This window comes from Aeromicrobium sp. UBA7512, assembly GCF_002476985.1.
Classification (GTDB): domain Bacteria; phylum Actinomycetota; class Actinomycetes; order Propionibacteriales; family Nocardioidaceae; genus Aeromicrobium; species Aeromicrobium phoceense.
The window spans coordinates 863322-883653 of the sequence record NZ_DLNK01000007.1 but is presented as its reverse complement, the minus strand read 5'-3'; the positions used below and the strand labels follow the sequence as shown (position 1 = coordinate 883653).

The following is a 20332-nucleotide window of genomic DNA, read 5'->3' as shown; positions in this document are numbered from 1 at the left end:
CCGTTCGGCGAGTCACCCCTGATGGATGACCCGGCGGGACTCGCGTCCCGCCATGATGAGGGCGTGACGACAGTCGTCACAGGGGCCGTGGGCCCGGGAGAGCGAAGGACACATCTCAATGGACAGCTTCTGGGACTTCTTGTGGTTGACGATCTCGGTGTTCTTCTTCATGGCGTACCTGATGGTCCTGTTCAACGTCATCGCCGACCTCTTCAGCGATCGCGAGGCCTCGGGCTGGACGAAGGCCATCTGGGTCTTCTTCCTGATCTTCGTGCCGGCCCTCACCGCGCTGGTCTACCTCATCGCGCGGGGCGGCGGCATGGCCGACCGTCAGCGCGCCAAGATGATGGCGCTGCGGGAGCAGAACGACGCCTACATCCGTGACGTCGCCGGGTCCGCCCCGGCCGACCAGATCGCCTCGGCGAAGGCGCTGCTGGACTCCGGCGCCATCTCCGCCGCGGAGTACGAGCAGCTCAAGGCGAAGGCGCTGGCCTGACGGTCAGACCTCGTCGCCCGTGCGGCGGAGCTCGATGCTGATCTGATCGGCATCGAGCTTCGCCAGCATCCGGGTGAGGACCTCGCTGCTGAACGTGCCCTCGGCCCGCTCCTGGAGCAGCACCTCCCGCTGGCGCTCGATCACCCGCAGCCGCACGTCGCTCAGGACACTCGGGTCGTAGGTGTCGTCGTCGAGCGTCCGGGTGAACCGCTCGCGCAGACCCGACAGCTCGGGCGGCAGCTCGGCGTCGTCCAGCACGTCACGCGCCGCGTCGCGCATGCGGTCGTCGAGTCGCGTCCACTCCTGCTCGGCGCCGTGCGCCCGCCCGGCCAGGCCGAGGCGCCGGACGAACCAGCCCAGCGTGCCGCCCTGCACCACGAGCGAGGTCAGTGCGACGAAGAAGGCGACGAGCACGAGCAGCGAGCGGTTCTCGGTGTCGGTCGGCAGCGTCTGGGCCGCCGCGAGCGTGACCGCGCCGCGCATGCCCGCCCAGACGAGGATGAAGCCCTCGCGCCGACCGAACCGGGCGGCGTCGTAGAAGTCGATGTCGTGCGAGGCGCGCCGCAGTCGCCGGCGGAACCGGTCGGCTCGAGGGTGCTCGCTGTGCTCGACCTTCGTGGTCCACTCGTCGATCGCCTCGCGCAGTTGGGGCGTCCGTCGCATCCGGCGGCGCTCCATCAGCACGATCGAGAGCGTGTAGAACGCCCGGATCCCCAGCGCGACGACGAGACCGATCGCCGCCAGCACGGCGGCACGCGCCACGCCGCCCTCGGTCGTGTCCTCGACATCGCGGACGAGCGCCGAGACCTCCAGGCCCATGATGAGGAAGACCAGCCCTTCGAGCAGCACCTCGATCGTGCGCCAGTTCTGGTGGTCGGAGAGGCGCTGCTTCGGCCCGAGGTGCCTCGCCTGGCCGTGGCCCGTGACCAGCCCCGCCGTGACGGCGGCGACAAGGCCGGACGCCTCCAGGTGCTCGGCCGGGAGGAACGCGACGAACGGCACCGTGAAGGAGATCGCGGTGCTGACGGCCGCGTCCTCGATCCGGGCGCGGAGGCGCAGCACCACCGTGCCGACGACCCACCCGATCGCGACGGCCCCGACGACCGCCCACACGAACTCGACCAGGATCGCGCCGAAGCTCACGCCCGCGGCCGTGGCCGCCACCGCCGTGCGGAGCAGCACCAGCGCGGTCGCGTCGTTGAGCAGGCTCTCGCCCTCCAGCACCGTGATCACGCGTGACGGGACGCCGAGCCGCTTCGCGATCGAGGTGGCCACCGCGTCGGTGGGACTGACGATCGCCCCCAACGCCACGGCGAGTGCGAAGTCGATCCCGGGGATGAGCAGCGTGAAGACCACGCCGAGCCCGAGGGCACTCACGACGACCAGCAGTACCGAGAGGCCGCTGATGGTGCGGAAGTCCCGCCGGAAGTCCATCGTCGGCATGTTGACCGCGGCCGAGTAGAGCAGGGGCGGCAGCAGCCCCGCGAGGATCAGCTCGGGATCGATGACGAACTCCGGCGTGAACGGCAGCAGGCTCACGACCAGGCCGATGCCGAGCAGGACCAAGGGGGCGGCGGTACCGATCCGCGGGGCCACCACGGAGGCGGCCACGATAGCCGCCACGACGAGCACCGCGATCAGGATCGACTCCATGGCCGCCAGCGTAGAGGCAGGCGTCAGGCGAGCATGTCGCGCACGAGCGGCGCAACCTGGGTGCCGTACAGCTCGATGCAGCGCATCAGCTGGTGGTGGGGCATCGCGCCGTTCGCGTACTTGAGGTCGAACCGGCTGATCCCCAGCGCCTTGAGGTTCGTGGCGATCTTGCGCGCCACCGTCTCGGGCGATCCGACGTGCAGGGCGCCCTCGGGGCTGGCGTCACGCTCGAACTGGATCCGGGTGGTGGGCGGCCAGCCGCGCTCGCGCCCGATGCGGTCGCGCTGCGCCTGGAAGTGGGTGAAGAGCTCGTCGCGGGCCTGCTCGTCGGTGTCGGCGACGTAGCCGGGCGAGTGCATCCCGACCGGCAGCGGATCGACGCCGTCGGCGGCGAGCAGCTCGCGGTAGTAGTTCGCGAACGGCACGAACTGCGCCGGCGGTCCGCCGATGATCGCGAGCATGAGCGGCAGCCGGTAGTGCGCGGCGCGCACGACCGACTGCGGGGTGCCGCCCACGCCGATCCACACCTTGAGGCGGCCCGACTCGGTGGGCGGGTAGATGACCTGCTCGGTGAGCGGGGGCCGGATCGATCCCGACCACGTGACCGGCTCCTCGGTGAGGATCTGCGCGAACAGGTCGAGCTTCTCGGAGAAGAGCCGCTCGTAGTCCTCCAGCTCGAAGCCGAACAGCGGGAAGGACTCGGTGAAGGACCCGCGGCCCAGGATGACCTCGGCCCGGCCGTTCGAGAGCGCGTCGAGGGTGGAGAAGCGCTCGAACACGCGGATGGGGTCGTCGGAGCTGAGCACCGTCACCGCCGAGCCGAGGCGGATCCGCTCGGTGCGCGAGGCGATCGCGGCCAGCACGACGTCGGGGGCGGTGATCGCGAAGTCGTCGCGGTGGTGCTCGCCCAGGCCGATGAAGCTCAGCCCCACCTGGTCGGCCAGCACGGCCTGGTCGACGACGTTCCGCAGCACGACGGCGTGGTGCTCGGGGGCGCCGTCCTCGCCGAGGCTGACGTCCCCGAACGTGTCCAGGCCCAGCTCGACGGTGGCGGGATCGATCGCACTCATGGCCCCACCGTAGACGGGGCCGACGACCTCAGCGCCAGCGCCGGATGCTGTAGACGAGCAGCACGATGGCGATCAGGTCGGAGATCCAGATCCCGATCGCGCCCACCAGGCCCGCGGCGGGCAGCTCGGGGCCGAAGCCGACGCCGAGGATCTCGAACTCGGGGATTGTCGGCGAGAGGAACCAGACCAGGCCCACGCCGGCGACCCAGAGGATGCCCAGAACGCTGACGATGATGCGCGGGATCGTGGCGACGCCGTACTTCGCGGCCTCGATCGCCTTCTCCTCCAGCGGTTCGACGAGCCGGTCGGCCCACGTGTAGTGGCGAGCCAGCAGCGCGATGCCGGCGAACATGCCCAGCAGGCCCGGCCCGGGCATCACCAGCATGACGATGCCCAGCACGACGAGGGTCCAGCCGAGCGCCTCGGAGCCCGTGCGTTGGAACCAGCCACGCACGCGCGCACCGAAGGTCATGGGAACATCCTGCCAGCCCCGTGCCAACCTCTCGCCGACGTCGGGTCGGGCGGCACGGACGGCTCAGCGCGAGACGAAGATGTGGGCGGCTGCCTCGGCGTCGATCTCGGCGGTCTCGGACTGGCGCGCGACGACGAGTCCGTCGTGGCCGCGCGAGGCGAGGACGTCGTTGCCCGGGAGCGCACCCACGCGCCGCAGGACCGACATGACCTCGGTGTCCTTCTGGAGCTCCTCGGCGATGCGGCGCACGACCACGCGCACGGGCTCGGTGCCGACCGCGGCGGTCAGCAGCGACTCGACGCCGTCGAGGAACTCGGCCGGGCGGACGACCTCGCCGAGCTCGCCGAGTCCGGGGATCGGGTTGCCGTAGGGCGACTCGGTGGGGTGGCCCAGCAGCGCGACGAGACGGCGCTCGACCTGCTCGGACATGACGTGCTCCCAGCGGCAGGCCTCTTCGTGCACGTACTCGATCTCGAGGCCGATCACGTCGGTCAGCAGGCGCTCGGCCAGGCGGTGCTTGCGCATCACGCGGGTGGCCAGCGAGCGGCCGCGCTCGGACAGCTCGAGGTGACGGTCGCCCTCGACCGTGAGCAGCCCGTCGCGCTCCATGCGCGCCACCGTCTGGCTCACCGTCGGGCCACTCTGGTGGAGGCGCTCGGCGATCCTGGCCCGCAGCGGGATGATCCCCTCCTCCTCCAACTCGAAGATGGTCCTCAGGTACATCTCGGTGGTGTCGATCAGCTCGCTCACGCGGCCATTGTTCCATGTGACGCCGCAGGTCAGGCCCGGTGCGTCGATCGGCCGCCCTCCCGCCGCCGGCGGATCGGCCCGGGTGCGGACCAAGCTCGCGCAGGGGACGATGCCGAGGTGACCGTCTCCGTGATGTGGTTCCGCGCCGACCTGCGCCTGCACGACCACGGCGCGCTGAGGTCGGCGCTCGAGGCGGGGCCCGACGGCGTCGTCCCGCTGTTCGTCCTCGACGACCACTTTCCGGCCGAGAACATGCCGGTGCGGGCGGCGTACCTGGCTCGGCTGCTGGCCGACTTCGACGAGCGGATCGAAGGGCTGCACCTGGTGCGGGGCCGGCCCGAGGTGGAGGTGCCGCGGGTGGTCCGCGAGACCGGCGCCGCGAGCGTCCACGTGACCGCTGGGCACACCCCCTACGCCCTCCGCCGGGACGCGCGGGTCGGCGAGGCGCTCGGCGACGTGCCGCTCGTGGCCGCGGACTCGTCGTACGCCGTCGCGCCGGGAACGGTCCGCAAGGGCGACGGGTCGGCCTACAAGGTGTTCACCCCGTGGTTCCGCGCGTGGCAGTCGCAGGGTGCACACCCGCCGGTGACGGCGGTGCGCTCGCACGCGGTGCCGTGGGTCCGGCCGGGAGGATCGGTGGCCCTGCCCGACGTGCGCGAGGCCGACGGGGTCGACCTCCCCGCGGCGGGCGAGCAGGCTGCCCGGGCGCACTGGCGACGGTGGCTCGACGAGCACGTCGACGACTACGACACCGAGCGCGACCGCCCCGACCTCGACACGACCTCGCGGATGTCGGTGCACCTGAAGTGGGGCACGATCCACCCGCGCACCCTGCTGGCCGACCTCGCCGAGCGGTCGTCGGCCGGCGCCCGCGCCTACGAGCGACAGCTGGCGTTCCGCGAGTTCTACGCCGACGTCCTGCACGAGTGGCCGGGCTCGGCGTTCGGCTACTACAACCGCGCCTACGAGCAGATGCAGTACGACGAGCCGGCCGGCGACTTCGAGGCGTGGAAGGAGGGGCGCACCGGCTTCCCGTTCATCGACGCGGGGATGCGCCAGCTGCTCGCGCAGGGCTGGATGCACAACCGTGTGCGGATGGCGGTCGCCAGCTTCCTCGTGAAGGACCTGCACCTGGAGTGGACCCACGGGGCGCGCTGGTTCCGCGAGCGGCTCGTCGACGCCGACCTCGCGAACAACCAGCACGGCTGGCAGTGGGTGGCCGGGTGCGGCACCGACGCCGCCCCCTACTTCCGCGTCTTCAACCCCGTGGGACAGGGCCGCCGGTTCGACCCCGACGGCGCCTACATCCGGCGCTGGGTGCCGGAGCTGCGCGGAGTGGAAGGCCGCGGCGTGCACGAGCCCTGGACCCTCCCGGACCCACCGGCCGACTACCCGCCCCCGCTGGTCGACCACGCGCAGGAGCGCCTCGAGGCCCTGCGCCGCCACGACGCGCTCGGAGGATAGCGTCGGGGCATGGTCACGATCCCTCGTCAGTTCAACGGTCCGCCCGACTCCGGCAACGGCGGCTGGGTGTGCGGCCTGGTCGCCCAGGAGCGGCTCGCGCAGGACCACACCCGCCCGGTCACGTCGCGACTGCGGATGCCGCCGCCGCTCGACACCCCGCTGGCCTGGGAGCACGACACCGACGAGACCCGGCTCGTGACCCACGGAGGAGCGCTCGTCGGCACCGCCGGCCCGGGCGCCTTCACCCGGGAGCCGCCGCCCTTCCTGGACGCGTCCGTCGTCGAGGCCGGACTGGCCGCCTACCCGGGCTTCACGACGCACCCGTTCGACCAGTGCTTCACGTGCGGCACCGCGCGCGGTGAGGGTGACGGGCTCCGCATCTTCAGCGGCCCCGTCGGCGACGACCTCACGGCCGCCCCGTGGACCGTGCATCCCTCGTTCGCCGAGGCGGACGGCACGGTGGGCCTGCCCGTCGCGTGGGCTGCCCTGGACTGCCCCGGCGGGTGGGCGGCTGACTTCTCGGTGCAGCCGATGGTGCTCGGCACGATGACCGCCGAGGTGCTCTCCGCCCCCGTGGCCGGCGAGACGTATCACGCGGTGGGCCAGCTGGCTGCGCGCGAGGGCCGCAAGTTCTTCACCGGCACGGCGCTCTACACGCCGGCCGGCGAGCTGGTCGGCCGCGCCGAGCAGGTCTGGATCGAGATCGACATCGCCACCTTCGGCAGCTGACCGCTAGGGGGTCGGGTGGCGGCCGTCGTAGGCCAGGAAGCGGCGGCGCAGGGCGACCGAGGTGAGCACGCCGGCGATGCACAGCCCGCCGCCGATGACCATCGCCCACGGCTCGCCGACGAGTGAGGCGACCGAGCCGATCACGAAGTCGCCCAGGCGCGGCCCGCCCGCGACGACGACGATGAACAGGCCGTGCATGCGCCCGCGCATCTCGTCGGGCGCGGCCGACTGCAGGATCGTCGAGCGGTAGGCGGCGCTGATCATGTCGGCGGCGCCGGACAGCGCCAGGAACGTGACGGCGAGCCACAGCAGGCCAGGCAGCCCGATCGCCGAGAAGCCCACCGCCGCGACGCTCGCACCGTAGGCGACGATCGCCACGACGATCGCGACACCGTGCCGGTGCACCCGGCTGACCCAGCCCGACACCACGAACGCCAGCAGCGAGCCGATCGCCGGCGACGCCTGGAGCAGGCCCAGCGAGGAGGCGCCCGCGTCGCCGCCGCCCGACGTGGCGTAGACGGTGGCCGCCAGCGCGGGGAACAGCGCGCGCGGCTGGGCGAAGACCATCGCGCACAGGTCGACGACGAACGACATCGCGATGTTGGGCGCGGTCCGCAGGAACCTCAGCCCGTCGATGACGGACCTGATGCCCGGCACCGGCATCTTCGTGGCGGGAGGGAGGGCCGGGAGTCGCACCACCGAGTACAGCGCCGCCACGTAGAGCAGCACGTCCACCACGTAGGCCGCCTCCACGCCCCGCCACGCGATCAGCGCACCACCGACGAGCGGACCCACCGTGAACGACAGGTTCGTCGAGGCCATGCCGAGAGCGTTCGCCGCCGGCAGCAGGTGCCCGGGCAGCAGCTGCGGCAGCATCGCCGCGCGGGCCGGGTTGTTGACGGCGAAGAACAGTGCCTGCACGGCGACCACCGCGTAGAGGAACCCGACGGACTCCACGTCGGCCACGCTGTGCGCGACCAGTGCCATGGCCGACACCCACAGGCCGATCGCCGACGCCAGCGCCACGGTGCGGCGGTCGAAGGCGTCGACGAGCGCACCTCCGTAGAGTCCTCCGACGATGAGCGGCAGCAGCCCCGCGAGGCCGACCAGGCCCACCGAGAACGACGACTCGGTGAGGGTCCAGACCTCCCAGGCGACCGCGACCACCGACATCTGCTGGCCGAAGCCCGAGACGGCCTGCCCGATCCACAGCCTGCGGTAGGCCGGGGACACCCGCAGCGGGCGGACGTCGGTGAGGAGCTTTCGCACCGGAGCAGCCTAGGCGCGCGCCTCGGTGCCGGTGACCGCGCCGTCGATCAGGGCGCGAGCCGGTCGCGCGTCCAGTCGCCCCCGACGCGCGTGAACCGGATGCGGTCGTGGAGGCGGTTCTCGCGGCCGTGCCAGAACTCCAGCACCTCGGGCGCGATGCGGTAGCCGCCCCATCCCTCGGGACGCCGCTCGGCGGCCCGGTGGTCCTCGGCCTCGTGCCAGCGGCGCTCGATCTCCTCGCGGCCGGCGACGACCTGCGACTGCGGCGACGAGGCCGCGCTGATCCGCGCTCCCTCCGGCCGGGCCAGGAAGTAGGCGTCCGACTCGTGCGGGTCGAGGCGGGTCACCGCACCCTCGATCCGCAGCTGTCGGTGCAGCGGGTGCCACAGCAGCACGGCCGCCGCGCGGGGGTTCTGCTCCAGCTCGCGACCCTTGCGCGAGTCGTAGTTCGTGAAGAAGACGGCGCCGGTCGCGTCGAAGCCCTTCAGCAGCACGATGCGCACCGAGGGCTCGCCATCGCGGGTGGCGGTGGCCAGCGCCATCGCGTTCGGCTCGTGGACGCCCGCGGCGATCGCCTCGGCGATCCAGGCCTGCGCCAGCCCGATCGGGTCGTCCCCCGCGGTGGCCTCGTCCAGGCCGGCCTTCGCGTACTCGGTCCGCATCCGGGCCAGGTCGTCGCTCATGTCGCCACGGTAACCGGGCTGACGACCGCACCTGGCGAAGCAGCCGGGAATCGACCGTGCTGCACGCCGCAGAACGGCCACAGGGCACTATTGAGGCATGACTCAAGTACACCACGGACTGGAAGGCGTCGTAGCGTTCGAGAGCGAGATCGCCGAGCCCGACAAGGAAGGCTCCGCGCTCCGGTACCGCGGCGTCGACATCGATGACCTCGTCGGCCGCGTGCCGTTCGAGAAGATCTGGGGCCTGCTGGTCGACGGCTCCTACGACCCGGGCCTGCCTCCGGCCGAGCCGTACCCGATCCCCGTGCACTCCGGCGACATCCGCGCCGACGTCCAGAGCGCGATCGCCCAGATGGCTCCCGTGTGGGGCCTGCGTCAGCTCTACGACATCGAGACCCCCGAAGAGGTGCGCGACGACCTCGCCCGCACCGCGGTGATGGTGCTGTCGTACGTCGCCCAGGCCGCCCGCGGCCTCGGCAAGCCGATGGTCCCCCAGAGCGAGATCGACAAGTGCGACACGATCGTCGAGCGGATGCTGACCCGCTGGCGCGGTGAGGTCAACCCGGACCACGCCAAGGCCATCGACGCGTACCTCGTCTCCGCCGCCGAGCACGGCATGAACGCCTCCACGTTCACTGCTCGCGTCATCTCCTCCACCGGCGCCGACGTGGCCGCCGCCCTCTCCGGCGCAGTGGGCGCGATGTCGGGCCCGCTGCACGGCGGCGCCCCCTCGCGCGTGCTCCACATGATCGAGCAGGTCGAGAAGACCGGCGACGCCGAGGCGTACGTCAAGAACCTCCTCGACTCCGGCGAGCGCCTCATGGGCTTCGGCCACCGCGTCTACCGCGCCGAGGACCCGCGCGCCCGCACGCTGCGTCGCACCGCCAAGGAGCTCGCCGCCCCGCGCGCCGAGGTCGCCGAGGCACTCGAGCAGGCCGCCCTGAAGGAGCTGCGCGAGCGCCGCCCCGACCGCGTCCTGGAGACGAACGTCGAGTTCTGGGCCGCGATCGTGCTGGACTTCGCGGAGATCCCCGCGAACATGTTCACCGCGATGTTCACTTCGGCGCGCACCGCCGGTTGGAGCGCCCACATCCTCGAGCAGTACAAGACCGGCCGCCTGATCCGCCCCTCGGCGATCTACACCGGTCCGGCCTCGCGCACCGCCGACGAGGTTCCCGGCTGGAACCCGGCTTGGGCCGAGACCAAGGCCTGAGCCACCGCACGACCCGCACGGGGTGTCGCCACGACTGTGGCGGCGCCCCGTTCTGCTTCCCTCCTCCTCGCACTCATCCCTTGTCTTATTGGGCCCAATGGACTAGTCTTGGTACATCAGTTCGAAGCGGATCGGGGGATGCGTGGACGTCGTCGGTGGGCTCAGGTCGGGGCAGCGGTTCCTGGCTGACGCGCGCTCGCGTGACCTGGGATCGCTCGGCCCTGAGCAGCTCGCGGCTGAGGTTGCCGCGGTGCAGGCGCTGCGTCGCGAGGCCGACGCGCTGAGCCTCGCGCTGGTGGCCGCCGCCGACCGGAGCGATGCCCACCGTGCCACTGATGCGCCGAACCTGACGGCGTTGGTTGCGAGCGAAGCCGGTGTGACCCGGCGCGACGCCGCCCACCAAATCCGTCTGGCGAACCGAATCGAGGCCGCACCGCGGGTGAAGGAAGCGCTGGCGGTGCCGGGCATGTCCACGGCCAAGGCCGCGATCGTGACCGACGCGCTCGACACGCTCCCGGTCGGACTATCGGCACAGCAGCGGGACCGGGTCGAGCAGGACATGGTGGCCGCGGCGCAGGTCATGACCGCCGAGCAGCTGCGCCGCAAGGCGCGCCGGGCGGTCGAGGTGGTCGACGCCGACCGCGCCGACCGGATCGAGAACAACCAGCTCACCCGCGAGGAGTCCGCGCGGGGTCAGCTGCGCGAGTTCTGGATCGGCCGGCCCGACGAGACCACCGGACTCGTCCCGTTCGGCGGCAAGACCGACGCCGTCACCGCCGACATGCTGCGCGCCGTGGTCGAGTCCAAGACCAGCCCTCGCCGCCGCGCCCTCACCGAGAGCAGCCCCGACGAGGCGCGCCGCGAGCCGCGAGAGAAGGCCGGTGAGGCGTTCGCCGAGATCGTGCGCCACCTGCCGCGCGAGGGCTACGGCAATCACGGCGGCGTCGCGGCCACCCTCGTGGTCACCGTCGACGAGAAGACCCTGCGTGGCGAGACCGACCGCGCCGGGGTCACCGAGTTCGGCACCCCGGTGTCGGCCAACCAACTTCGCAAGCTCGCCTGCGGCGCCGGGATCCTCCCCGTCGTGATGAACGGGTCGAGCCAGGTCCTCGACGAAGGGCGCGCCAAGCGCCATCACACGGCGGCCCAACGGATCGCCCTCGCCCAACGGGACCAGGGCTGCGCGTTCCCCCAATGCGACCGGCCACCGGGCTGGACCGAAGCCCACCACGCGATCCCGTGGAGTCAGAGAGGCGAGACCAACCTCGAGACCGGGGTGCTGCTCTGCTCACACCATCACCACCGCGTCCACGACGCCCACATCCCCATCCGGTTCAACGACGACGGCACACCCGAATTCCAGCTGCGCGGCCAGTGGCAACGCAACCACCGCTACCGACCCCTCGCGGCGTCAGCGTGATCTCGGTACTCCCCCGCAAGCGGGAGGTGCCCCCACGCCTCGCAAGCTCGGCGTCACTCGATCGACGGCGGGACCCCCTGAACACAGCGGCACTTCGATCGACGGCGAGTCAGTTCGGGGCGGCGCCGCGCTCGGACTCGGTGAACACCGCGTCGATGACGCGGTCGGAGGCGTGACCGTCCTCCAGCCCTCCGAAGCGCTCGCGGAAGGCGGCCAGGCGGTCGGCGTACTGGACCTCGACCTCGCCGAGCCGGGAGACGGCGTCGATGACCTCGTCGCTCGTGCGCACCACGGGACCGGGCGCGATCTCCTCGAGGTCGACGTAGAAGCCGCGCAGGGCGTCGCGGTAGTGCTCGAGGTCGTAGACGTAGGAGATGATCGGCCGGCCGCGCTGGGCGTAGTCGAACATGATCGACGAGTAGTCCGTGATCAGCGCGTCGGCCACGAGCAGCAGGTCCTGCGTGTCCGGGTACTTCGAGACGTTGACGATGCTGGCGTCGAGGTCCTTCGGCCAGGTGAACTTCACCAGCGGGTGCAGGCGCACCAGCAGGGTCACGTTCTCGCCGAGGCGCTCGGCGAAGCGGCCGAGGTCGAGGGCCATGTCGTGGGCCCACGCGCCCTTCGCACCGGCCGCGCGGCCGTCGTCGCGGAAGGTGGGGGCGTAGAGCACCACCGTGCGGTCCTCGGGCAGGCCCAGCCGCAGCCGGGTCTCGCGCGCCCGCTGCCGGCCCACCTCGGTGTGGAACACGTCGTTGCCGGGGTAGCCGGACTCGATGATCGGGCCGGTGAAGCCGAAGGCGCTGCGGAAGGCCGCGGTCGCGTACGGGCTCGGGGAGACCAGGCTCGACCAGCGATCCACCAGCTCCTGCGCCTTCTGGTGGTAGTCGTCGGCGCGCCCGTGCATGACCGGCACGTCGTTCTGCATCCGCTTGAGCGGGGTGCCGTGCCACGTCTGCAGGTAGTGGGTGCCCCGCGGCCGGCGGCACAGGTCGTGCACGTTCTGGTTGAACACCCAGTAGCGCGCCCGCGACATCGTCCAGAAGTAACGCGGCGTCAGGCGGAACACCTTGTGCGCGTCCGGCGGCACCCGCAGCGTGGAGTTGTTGACGTACCAGAGGTCCAGTGAGGTCCCCCGCTCGTGCAGGCGCTCGAACAGAGCTCGCGGGCTGCCACCGTAGGCACTGCCGCGGTCGCTCTCGAACACGGCGATGTCGCGGCGCGGCAGGAGGCTGCCGAAGCGGAACATCAGCGACATCACGCGGTAGTAGTGCGGCCCGGCGCGGAAGCGCTTGAAGGCGTCGCGCACGGCGCGCACGTTGCGCAGCCGCAGCAGCCGCGTGGAGAGGCCGTCGGCGGTGCGCACCATCTCGTAGTTGCGCTCCCCGTAGCCCGACGTCGGGAGCTCGAGGAAGGCGGCGGCGCGACGCGCGTACTCGTCGTCCATCGTGAAGCCCGAGCCCGCCGACCGGGCCACCTCACCGGCCAGGTCGGCCGCGCGGTGCGCGATCGGCCCGGGCAGGGCGGTGGCGGCGTCGATGAACGGCGTGCGGGCACCGGTGAGCACCGCGTCGTCGAAGCGGAAGAAGAACACCGGTCGCCGCAGGAACGCCGCGTCCCACGCGACGCTGGAGTAGTCGGTCACGAGGGCGGCGCTGGTGCGGATGAGCTCCTGCACGTCGGCGTCGCGGGGGGCGATCGAGATCCCCTCGAGCGGCAGGTCGTCCACCAGCGCCCGCAGGTTCGGGTGCATCACCATGAGGATCTCGACGCCGTCGCGCTGCAGCGCCTGCAGCTGGGGGTCGTTGAGGAAGTCCAGCCAGTTGGCCAGGTAGGTGCTGGTGAGCACGCTCTCGCGGCTGGTCAGCCAGTCGCGCCACGTGGGCATCACGAGGAGCCGGCGCTGCACCTGCGGCTCGCCCTCGAAGAGCGAGTCGTACCGCGCGAAGCCGGTCACCTCGACCTGCGAGGGGAAGAAGTCGAGGTCCTCGATGAAGATCTGGCGCTCGGCGGCCGAGTTCACGACCACCCGGTCCGGCGGCATCTCCTGCATGTGCAGGCGGCCGTAGTTGAGCCGCACGTTCTTCATGCCGGTGACGCCGTGCTGGAGGAACACGCGCAGGCCGCGCGCGTGCCGGGCCAGCCGGGGCGACCGCGAGGCGTGCAGGTACTCCGCGTGGTGGCTGCCGACGAAGCGCGACGCCAGGGCCGTGTAGCGGATGTGCTCGCGCGAGCGGGCCGTGACGACGTTCCCGAACGGCTCGACCTTGTCGCGGTCGGGCGAGTCGGCGTCGATCACGTAGTAGGCGCGACGGTCAGGGTGGTTGCGGCGGATCCAGCGGAACAGCGCGAAGCCGTTGTCCTGCGCCTTGTAGGGCACCTCCCCCACGAGCCAGATGCCTGAGAACGGGCGCAGCGGCGCGAGCAGCCACGCCCACCGCTCGATCCGGCGCAGGTACCGGTGGTTCTCGACGGTGAAGCGCTCCGACCAGAACGCGAGCCGCTTGGCACGGAAGGTCAGGTAGGGCACCCACTGGTCGACGTGGGCACCACCCTGCGTCGGCACCGGCAGGTCGCGGAGCCTGAAGTGGGAGAAGCTCTTCTCCGCGAACGGCACCCGCACCGGCAGCTCGAACCCGTCGAGCTCCATGATCAGGTGGGGGTCGATGATGCCCTCGCGCTCGGCGTCGTCCACGGCGTCGGGCGTGATGTCGAAGCTGATCCGGTAGTCGTACAGGCCGTGGGCGGCGGTGGCGTCGAGCGGCTCGACGCGCACGGGGATCTCCTGGGTGGTCCCGGAGAACCGCCACTGCAGCGACAGCCGGATGTCGCTCGCCGGACGCGAGAAGGTCTTGAGGACGAGGTCCGCGGCGATCCCGCGCGGGCCGACGTCGAGCCGCTTGCCCTCCACCTCGAAGCGACGGATCGGCTCGGCGGCGTAGCGCACGGAGACGTTGCCCTGGTCGGTGACGTGGGTCCAGGCGTGCACCTGCTCGCCGAACGGGGACGCGGCGCCCTCGATCTCGATGAACGCCATCGCGGCCGAGGTGTCGGTGTGGTCGAAGCGGCCCAGGCGCTGCTCGGTGCGCTTCCTTCCCATCCCCTCGACCTCGACGAACAGGTCGAAGCGGCCGGCGGCGCGGCCGCCGAGCTCCCAGAGCTGCACGGGATCGAGCGCGAACGCGAACGTGGCGGACGGGGCCTGCTCGAGGCGGAGGCTGACCTGGCCGAGCCGGCTGGCGGGACGAACCACCAAGGCCACCACGCGCACCGGGTCGCGGAACGCGCCCGCGTAGTGGACGAGGCCGGCCTCGTGGCGCACGACGAGGGAGGCGTGGGGCCGGGGCGCGGGACCCTTGCCGAGGGCACGGCGCAGGCGGTCCTTCGCGCGCTCGGGCACCATCGCGACGACCCGACGCCGTACTCGACCCACGTCAGGCATGCTCTCCTCGGTTCCCGTCGACTTCACGGCGGGACGCCCCCACCACGCGATTCTCGATTCTAGAGGGGGACGCCGCGTCCCGACGGGTCACCCGCGGGCCGCGGTGGGCGCGATGGGGACCGCCCTCGTATCGTGGTGCGGTGCCCGCCAGTCCTCCCAGCGACCGATTCAGGGCCGAGATCTCGGCCCTGCGCGCCTGTGCCGTGCTGCTCGTGGTCATCTACCACCTCTGGCCGGGGCGCCTCCCGGGCGGCTACATCGGCGTCGACGTCTTCTTCGTCATCTCCGGCTTCCTGATCACCGGGCACCTGCTGCGCGAGTCCGCCGACACCGGGAAGGTCGACCTGGCCCGGTTCTGGGCGCGCCGCGCCCGGCGCCTGCTGCCGGCGGCGTACCTCGTGCTCGCCGTGTCCGCGCTCGCCGTCTGGCTGTGGATGCCGCTGGTCACCTGGAGCCAGAACTTCAAGGAGATCGTCGCCTCGGCGCTGTACGTGCAGAACTGGGCCCTGGCGGCCGACTCGGTGAACTACCTCGCCGCCGAGAACGACCCGACGACCGTGCAGCACTACTGGACGCTCTCGATCGAGGAGCAGTTCTACCTCGTGTGGCCGCTGCTGGTGATCCTGGCCACCGTCCTGGCGGTGCGGACGGGTCGGTCACGCAAGCTCATGGTCGCCCTCGTGCTCGGCACCGCGACCGTCGCGAGCCTGGCGTACTCGCTGTGGATCACCCAGGCCAACCCGCCGGCCGCGTACTTCGTCACCCCGGCGCGGGCGTGGCAGTTCGGCGCCGGCGCCCTGCTGGCGCTCGCGATGGGCAGCGCCACGGTGCGCCGCGGAGCGCCCACCGCCCTGCTGTCGTGGGCGGGCTTCCTGACGCTGGCGTGGTGCGGCCTGACGTACGACGACTCCACGCCGTTCCCGGGCACCGCCGCGATCGTCCCCGTGGTGGCCACCCTCGTGGTGATCTGGGCGGGCGAGCCCCGCGGCGTCCTGTCCCCCACTCCGGTCATGCGGTGGCGCCCCACCCACACCCTCGGCGAGATCTCCTACTCGATGTACCTGTGGCACTGGCCGCCGATCGTGATCCTGCCGTTCGTGCTGGGCCACGAGCTGGGGCTCGGCCCGCGCGTCGGGATCCTCGTGTTCACGATCGTCGCCGCCTGGGCCACCAAGCGCTGGGTCGAGGACCCCATCCGCTTCACGCACCGCTTCGGCCTGCGCCGGCCGGCCATCACGGGACTGGCCACTCTGGTCGGCGCGGCCGCGCTCGTCGGGGCGTCGCTGGCCGGGCACCAGACCGCCGCCGCGGCCCAGGAGCGCGCCGTCGCCGTCGCCGAGAAGCTGGTCGAGGACGCCCCCGACTGCTTCGGCGCGGCCTCGCGCGATCCCGAGAACCCGTGCCACAACCCCGAGCTCGACGACCAGCTGATCCCGTCGCCCGAGGCCGTGGTCAACGACTACGAGAAGGAGTACCCGAACTGCTTCGGGGGTGTGCACGACACCGAGCTCAACGACTGCACCTTCGGCGACCTCGACGACGACTCGCTGCCGCACGTGACCCTCGTGGGCGACTCCCACGCCCGGTCGTTCCTGCCCACGCTGGTCCGGATGGCCGACCAGAAGCTCATCACGCTCTCCGCCCAGCTGAGGAGCAGCTGCTCGTGGACCCGCGACGAACCCGACCACGACGACCCGCTGCGCGTCAGCACCTGCCAGGAGTTCAAGGCGAACCTCCAGGAGTGGCTGCTCGACCGCACCGACTCCACCGACCTGGTCCTGACCACCGGCTACGCCCGGATGCTCAGCGGGTCGAACGAGGAGCGCGTCGAGAGCATGGAGGCCGTGTGGCGTCCGGTGCTGGACCGGGGCGTGCGAGTGGTCGCGATCCGCGACAACCCCCGCCTGCCGCGCGCCCCGCAGAAGTGCCTCGCCCAGCTGGAGAGCATCACGCCGGACGCGTGCGCGTTCAGCCGCGAGGAGGCCTTGTCGCACTTCGACGCCTTCGCGACCGCCGGCCGCCAGGTCGAGGGCGCGCAGACGCTGGACCTGAGCGACCTCTACTGCGACGACGAGACCTGCCCGTCGATCATCGGCGGCGTGAACGTGTACCGCGACATCACCCACCTGAGCGTCACGTACGTGCGCACGATGACGCCGTACGTGTACCGGCGACTGGTGGACATGAACGCCCTGCCGCGTCCCTCGTGAGGGCCCCTGACATGACGATGCCGCGGCGCCGTATCACCCCCCCGAGGTGATGCGACGACGCGGCGGTCGCTGAGGGAAGACTAACCCATCCGCTAGTTCTTTGTAACTAGTCCGCTGGTTCTTTTCGGCGTGTCACTGCGAGTTCACCTCTCGGTTCAGCCGAGCGCGACGAGCTCGGTCACGTCGTCGCGCGGCAGCTCGTCCACGACCGCCGTGACGTTGATGCTGTTGAGGTTCACGGCGGCGTGGTGCTGCGACAGGAAGGCCGTCTCGGAGGCGTCCATGCCGGTGGCGATGCGGACCATCGTCTCGCGCGGGGCCAGCGCGGTGGCGTCCACGACGTGCCACTCACCGTCGACGTAGGCCTCGGCGACCGCGTGGAAGTCCATCGGCTGCAGCCCCGGGGCGTAGACCGAGACGAGGCGCGCGGGAACGTCGTGCGCGCGCAGCAGGGCGATGACCAGGTGCGCGTAGTCGCGGCACACGCCCTGGCGCTTCAGCATCGTCTGCACGGCGCCGTCGGTGGGTCGGCTGCTGCCGGGCACGTAGGACAGGTGGGTGCCGACCCAGGAGGTCACCGCGTCGAGCAGGTCCTTGCCGGACAGGCCCTTGAACTCGGCCTTCGCGATCGCGAAGAGCGAGTCCGAGGGCGCGTACCGGCTGGGACGCCGGTACTCGATGATGTCGAGCTCCTCCGTGGCGATCGGCCGGGCATGACCGTCGACGACCGCCTCGTAGTCGATCGTGATGGGGCCCGCGGGCGCGTCGATCCGGTGCAGGCGGGTCTCGTGGCGGCCGGCGATCTCGCGGGCCTCGAGCTCGGCACCGTCCTGGACCACCCGCAACGACTCGCTCGAGGTGGCCACGTTCGCCGCGACGGCGATCGAGAGGACGAGGTCGGCGCGGTCGAACGCGTGCAGTTCGAGGTGGGCCGTGACGGTGCGCTTCACCGCACCATGCTGGCACGGGCACCCCGACGCCGCGATCCGGCGACGTCAGGCGTCGAAGGCGCCGAGGATCTCGTCGGCGGCGGCGGCCGGTGAGAGCGTGCCGGCGAGGACCTCCTCGCGCACCCGCTCACGGACCTGTGCCACCGACGCGTCGGTGGCGAGGCGCTGCTCGATCTCGTCGCGCACGAGCGCCCACGTGAAGTCGAGCTGCTGCTGCGCGCGCTTCTCCGCGACGCCCCGGTGGCCCATGAACTCACGGTGGCGCAGCACGCGGCTCCAGACGGTGTCGATGCCGGTCCCCTCCAGCGCCGAGCAGGTGAGGACGGGCGGCACCCAGTCCTGCGTGCCGGCGTAGACCAGGCGCAGCGCGCCGGCCAGCTCGCGCGCGGTGCCCTCGGCCTCGCGGGCCCGCTCGCCGTCGGCCTTGTTGACCGTGATGACGTCGGCGATCTCGAGGATGCCCTTCTTGATGCCCTGCAGCTGGTCGCCGGTGCGCGCGAGGGTGAGGAAGAGGAACGTGTCGACCATGCCGGCCACGGTGATCTCGGACTGGCCGACGCCGACCGTCTCGACGAGCACGACGTCGTAGCCGCCCGCTTCCAGCACCGTCAGCGCCTGGCTGGTGGCGCGGGCGACGCCACCGAGGCTGCCCGCGCTCGGCGAGGGGCGGATGTAGGCGTTCGGGTCGGTGGAGAGGCGCACCATGCGGGTCTTGTCGCCGAGCACCGAGCCGCGGGTGCGCACGCTCGAGGGGTCCACGGCGAGGACGCCGACCTTGTGACCGCGCTCGGTGAGGTGGACGCCGAGGGCCTCGATGAAGGTGGACTTGCCCACGCCCGGAACGCCGGAGATGCCGACGCGGACCGCTCCCCCGACCTTCGAGTCGGGCGCCGCGGCCAGCTCGGCCAGCACCTCGCGCGCGGCCGCCCGGTGATCGGCTCGGCGCGACTCGACCAGCGTGATCGCACGTGAGATTTCCGCCCGCCGGCCCGCGCGGACGCCCTGCACCACCCTGTCGACGTCAACCACGCGTGCGAGTCTAGGGCGTGGCCTCCACCGACCCGGCCGCCAGCACGACGACGCCGGGCGGGGCCGTCACCACGGCAGGGGCGGGCCGAGACCGAACTCGGCGATGACGTCGTGCACGATCGCGAGCAGCGCCTCGTCCGAGTTGTCCGCGCCGGGGCGGAACGCCACCGCGTTGATGACGACGCGACCGCCCGAGAAGGTGACGCCCAGGAACCCCTGCCCACCCATCCGGGCCAGCTCGGCCGTGGGCCGGCCGGGCTCGTTGAACTGACCCCAGGCGTACTGGCACGGCCGCCCGTCGATCAGCTCGACGGGCCCGGTCACGCGCCCGAGGTTGGAGCAGCCGACGGCATTGACGTCGGCCCCCAGGGCGAACCGCTCGAGGCGGCGCAGCAGCCACACCGGCACGAAGGGGACGAGCGGCAGGGCCGCCAGCAGCGGGAGCTGGTTCGCGTCCCGGGCGCTCAGCGCGGCCTTCATCGCCGCACGCGCGGGGCGCAGGTCGTGCGTCACCTCGGCCGGGTCGAGGGTGACGACGACGGAGGACAGGGCGTTGCCCCGCAGGTCGTCGTCGCCCTCACGCACGCTGACCGGGATCGTCAGGTTGACCGTGCCGTTCCGCTGCACCCGACCCAGGTCGAGCCCGAGCCGCGCGGCGAGCGCCGAGGCCAGCACGTTCGAGGTGCCACCGAGCCGTTCCGCGCACGCGTCCCACGACGCCTCGGACACGAAGGTCACGACGCGGGCGGCCCCGTCGCGGACCGGCGGATCGGGCGCGGTGAACTCCGCGACGGGTGTGGCCACGGGCAGCGCCGCCGCCGAGGCCCGGTGCGGCAGGCTCCGCTCGGCACGCATCTGACGCACGACCGCACGGAGGGCCCGCACCTTCTCGGGGAGCGACCCGATGACCTCACGCCAGTGGGACAGGCGGCTCCGGGCTCGCTCGCCGCGGCGCGGATACGCCAGCCCGAGGTCGAGTCCTTCGACGGCCTCACGCAGTCCCAGGAGCACCCCCACGCCGTCGGTGACCGTGTGCGACACCACGATCGCGACCGCGCTGCCGCCGTCGTCGAGCCGGAGGACGCCGAAGCGCCACGGCGGTCCCTCGCCCGGATCGATGGGCCGCCGCGAGACCTCGACCGACCACTGCTCGATCTGCGACCGGGGCCGCATGGCGGGCTCGACCTCGATCGGCACGGGCGCGTCGGGGCGGACCCAGCGGGGCCGCCCGCCCCACCCCGGTGCCGCCTCGACGACGCGGGCGAACCGCCCCTGGTGGAGCCGGTCGGACAGGCGGCGCAGCGCGTCGAGGTCGACCGCGCGGTCGTAGACCCACGTGTAGTGCAGCGTCGGGTGATGACCGAGGGCACGGAACGCCAGGTACGAGGCGTGGTCCATGTAGTCGAGACGAGTGTCCAGGCGAGTGTCCAGCCGGGTGTCCGAGCGGGTGTCCACCGCCACAGACTAGTGCAACTGGGAGTTGCA

Annotated in this window: 16 protein-coding genes; 6 read left to right on the top strand and 10 right to left on the bottom strand. The window is 71.9% G+C overall.

What is annotated here, in order from left to right; all coding sequences use genetic code 11:
• The first annotated feature begins 118 nt into the window (after nucleotides 1–118).
• Nucleotides 119–496 (top strand): SHOCT domain-containing protein, encoded by a 378-nt coding sequence (locus tag B2363_RS15145; protein WP_286931184.1) that lies wholly within the window; start codon nucleotides 119–121, stop codon nucleotides 494–496.
• 3 nt (nucleotides 497–499) lie between these two features.
• Here B2363_RS15145 and B2363_RS15140 read toward each other — a convergent pair whose 3' ends face one another.
• From B2363_RS15140 to B2363_RS15125, 4 genes are all read right to left on the bottom strand, one after another.
• Entirely contained in the window at nucleotides 500–2149 is a 1650-nt protein-coding gene (locus B2363_RS15140; protein ID WP_286931182.1) for a cation:proton antiporter, read from the bottom strand.
• Between the two features lie 23 nt (nucleotides 2150–2172).
• Nucleotides 2173–3219 (bottom strand): LLM class flavin-dependent oxidoreductase, encoded by a 1047-nt coding sequence (locus B2363_RS15135; protein ID WP_286931180.1) that lies wholly within the window; start codon nucleotides 3217–3219, stop codon nucleotides 2173–2175.
• 28 nt (nucleotides 3220–3247) lie between these two features.
• The gene (locus B2363_RS15130; protein WP_286931178.1) at nucleotides 3248–3691 is read right to left on the bottom strand and encodes a PGPGW domain-containing protein; all 444 of its coding nucleotides are present in this window, start codon (nucleotides 3689–3691) and stop codon (nucleotides 3248–3250) included.
• Between the two features lie 63 nt (nucleotides 3692–3754).
• Complete coding sequence (locus tag B2363_RS15125; protein WP_078700024.1) at nucleotides 3755–4441, bottom strand: metal-dependent transcriptional regulator; 687 nt, start codon at nucleotides 4439–4441, stop codon at nucleotides 3755–3757.
• Between the two features lie 117 nt (nucleotides 4442–4558).
• Between B2363_RS15125 and B2363_RS15120 the strand changes: the two genes are divergently transcribed.
• Both B2363_RS15120 and B2363_RS15115 read left to right on the top strand, forming a co-directional pair.
• Entirely contained in the window at nucleotides 4559–5905 is a 1347-nt protein-coding gene (locus B2363_RS15120; protein ID WP_286931175.1) for a cryptochrome/photolyase family protein, read from the top strand.
• Nucleotides 5906–5914: 9 nt separating this feature from the next.
• Nucleotides 5915–6634 carry a hypothetical protein gene (locus B2363_RS15115; RefSeq protein ID WP_286931173.1) on the top strand — a complete coding sequence of 240 codons (720 nt, stop codon included), beginning with the start codon at nucleotides 5915–5917 and terminating at the stop codon, nucleotides 6632–6634.
• Between the two features lie 3 nt (nucleotides 6635–6637).
• On the opposite strand, the gene B2363_RS15110 is transcribed toward B2363_RS15115, so the two are convergent.
• On the bottom strand, nucleotides 6638–7903 hold the full coding sequence (locus tag B2363_RS15110; protein WP_286931171.1) for an MFS transporter: 1266 nt from the start codon (nucleotides 7901–7903) through the stop codon (nucleotides 6638–6640).
• Nucleotides 7904–7950: 47 nt separating this feature from the next.
• Nucleotides 7951–8586 (bottom strand): pyridoxamine 5'-phosphate oxidase, encoded by a 636-nt coding sequence (gene pdxH, locus B2363_RS15105; RefSeq protein ID WP_286931169.1) that lies wholly within the window; start codon nucleotides 8584–8586, stop codon nucleotides 7951–7953.
• Nucleotides 8587–8683: 97 nt separating this feature from the next.
• Between pdxH and B2363_RS15100 the strand changes: the two genes are divergently transcribed.
• Both B2363_RS15100 and B2363_RS15095 read left to right on the top strand, forming a co-directional pair.
• Entirely contained in the window at nucleotides 8684–9799 is a 1116-nt protein-coding gene (locus tag B2363_RS15100) for a citrate synthase 2 (protein WP_181752881.1), read from the top strand.
• Between the two features lie 142 nt (nucleotides 9800–9941).
• Nucleotides 9942–11219, top strand: a complete 1278-nt coding sequence (locus B2363_RS15095; protein WP_286931166.1) for an HNH endonuclease signature motif containing protein — start codon at nucleotides 9942–9944, stop codon at nucleotides 11217–11219.
• 109 nt (nucleotides 11220–11328) lie between these two features.
• Here the strand turns inward: B2363_RS15095 and B2363_RS15090 are convergent, their stop codons facing one another.
• Nucleotides 11329–14658, bottom strand: a complete 3330-nt coding sequence (locus B2363_RS15090) for a CDP-glycerol glycerophosphotransferase family protein (RefSeq protein ID WP_286931164.1) — start codon at nucleotides 14656–14658, stop codon at nucleotides 11329–11331.
• 140 nt (nucleotides 14659–14798) lie between these two features.
• Here B2363_RS15090 and B2363_RS15085 point away from each other — a divergent pair, with 140 nt between their 5' ends.
• Nucleotides 14799–16868, top strand: a complete 2070-nt coding sequence (locus B2363_RS15085; protein ID WP_286931162.1) for an acyltransferase family protein — start codon at nucleotides 14799–14801, stop codon at nucleotides 16866–16868.
• Nucleotides 16869–17023: 155 nt separating this feature from the next.
• Here B2363_RS15085 and B2363_RS15080 read toward each other — a convergent pair whose 3' ends face one another.
• The 3 genes from B2363_RS15080 to B2363_RS15070 form a co-directional block, all read right to left on the bottom strand.
• Entirely contained in the window at nucleotides 17024–17818 is a 795-nt protein-coding gene (locus tag B2363_RS15080) for a transglutaminase-like domain-containing protein (RefSeq protein WP_286931160.1), read from the bottom strand.
• Nucleotides 17819–17863: 45 nt separating this feature from the next.
• Nucleotides 17864–18847 carry a methylmalonyl Co-A mutase-associated GTPase MeaB gene (gene meaB / locus B2363_RS15075; RefSeq protein WP_286931158.1) on the bottom strand — a complete coding sequence of 328 codons (984 nt, stop codon included), beginning with the start codon at nucleotides 18845–18847 and terminating at the stop codon, nucleotides 17864–17866.
• Between the two features lie 66 nt (nucleotides 18848–18913).
• Complete coding sequence (locus B2363_RS15070) at nucleotides 18914–20302, bottom strand: hypothetical protein (RefSeq protein WP_286931156.1); 1389 nt, start codon at nucleotides 20300–20302, stop codon at nucleotides 18914–18916.
• Nucleotides 20303–20332 lie beyond the last annotated feature (30 nt).

Bases quoted from the DNA above. Each gene is read 5' to 3' on its own strand.
- B2363_RS15145 (WP_286931184.1), top strand. From the start codon at position 119: ATGGACAGCTTCTGGGACTTCTTGTGGTTGACGATCTCGGTGTTCTTC.
- B2363_RS15140 (WP_286931182.1), bottom strand. From the start codon at position 2,149: ATGGAGTCGATCCTGATCGCGGTGCTCGTCGTGGCGGCTATCGTGGCC.
- B2363_RS15135 (WP_286931180.1), bottom strand. From the start codon at position 3,219: ATGAGTGCGATCGATCCCGCCACCGTCGAGCTGGGCCTGGACACGTTC.
- B2363_RS15130 (WP_286931178.1), bottom strand. From the start codon at position 3,691: ATGACCTTCGGTGCGCGCGTGCGTGGCTGGTTCCAACGCACGGGCTCC.
- B2363_RS15115 (WP_286931173.1), top strand. From the start codon at position 5,915: ATGGTCACGATCCCTCGTCAGTTCAACGGTCCGCCCGACTCCGGCAAC.
- pdxH (WP_286931169.1), bottom strand. From the start codon at position 8,586: ATGAGCGACGACCTGGCCCGGATGCGGACCGAGTACGCGAAGGCCGGC.
- B2363_RS15100 (WP_181752881.1), top strand. From the start codon at position 8,684: ATGACTCAAGTACACCACGGACTGGAAGGCGTCGTAGCGTTCGAGAGC.
- B2363_RS15090 (WP_286931164.1), bottom strand. From the start codon at position 14,658: ATGCCTGACGTGGGTCGAGTACGGCGTCGGGTCGTCGCGATGGTGCCC.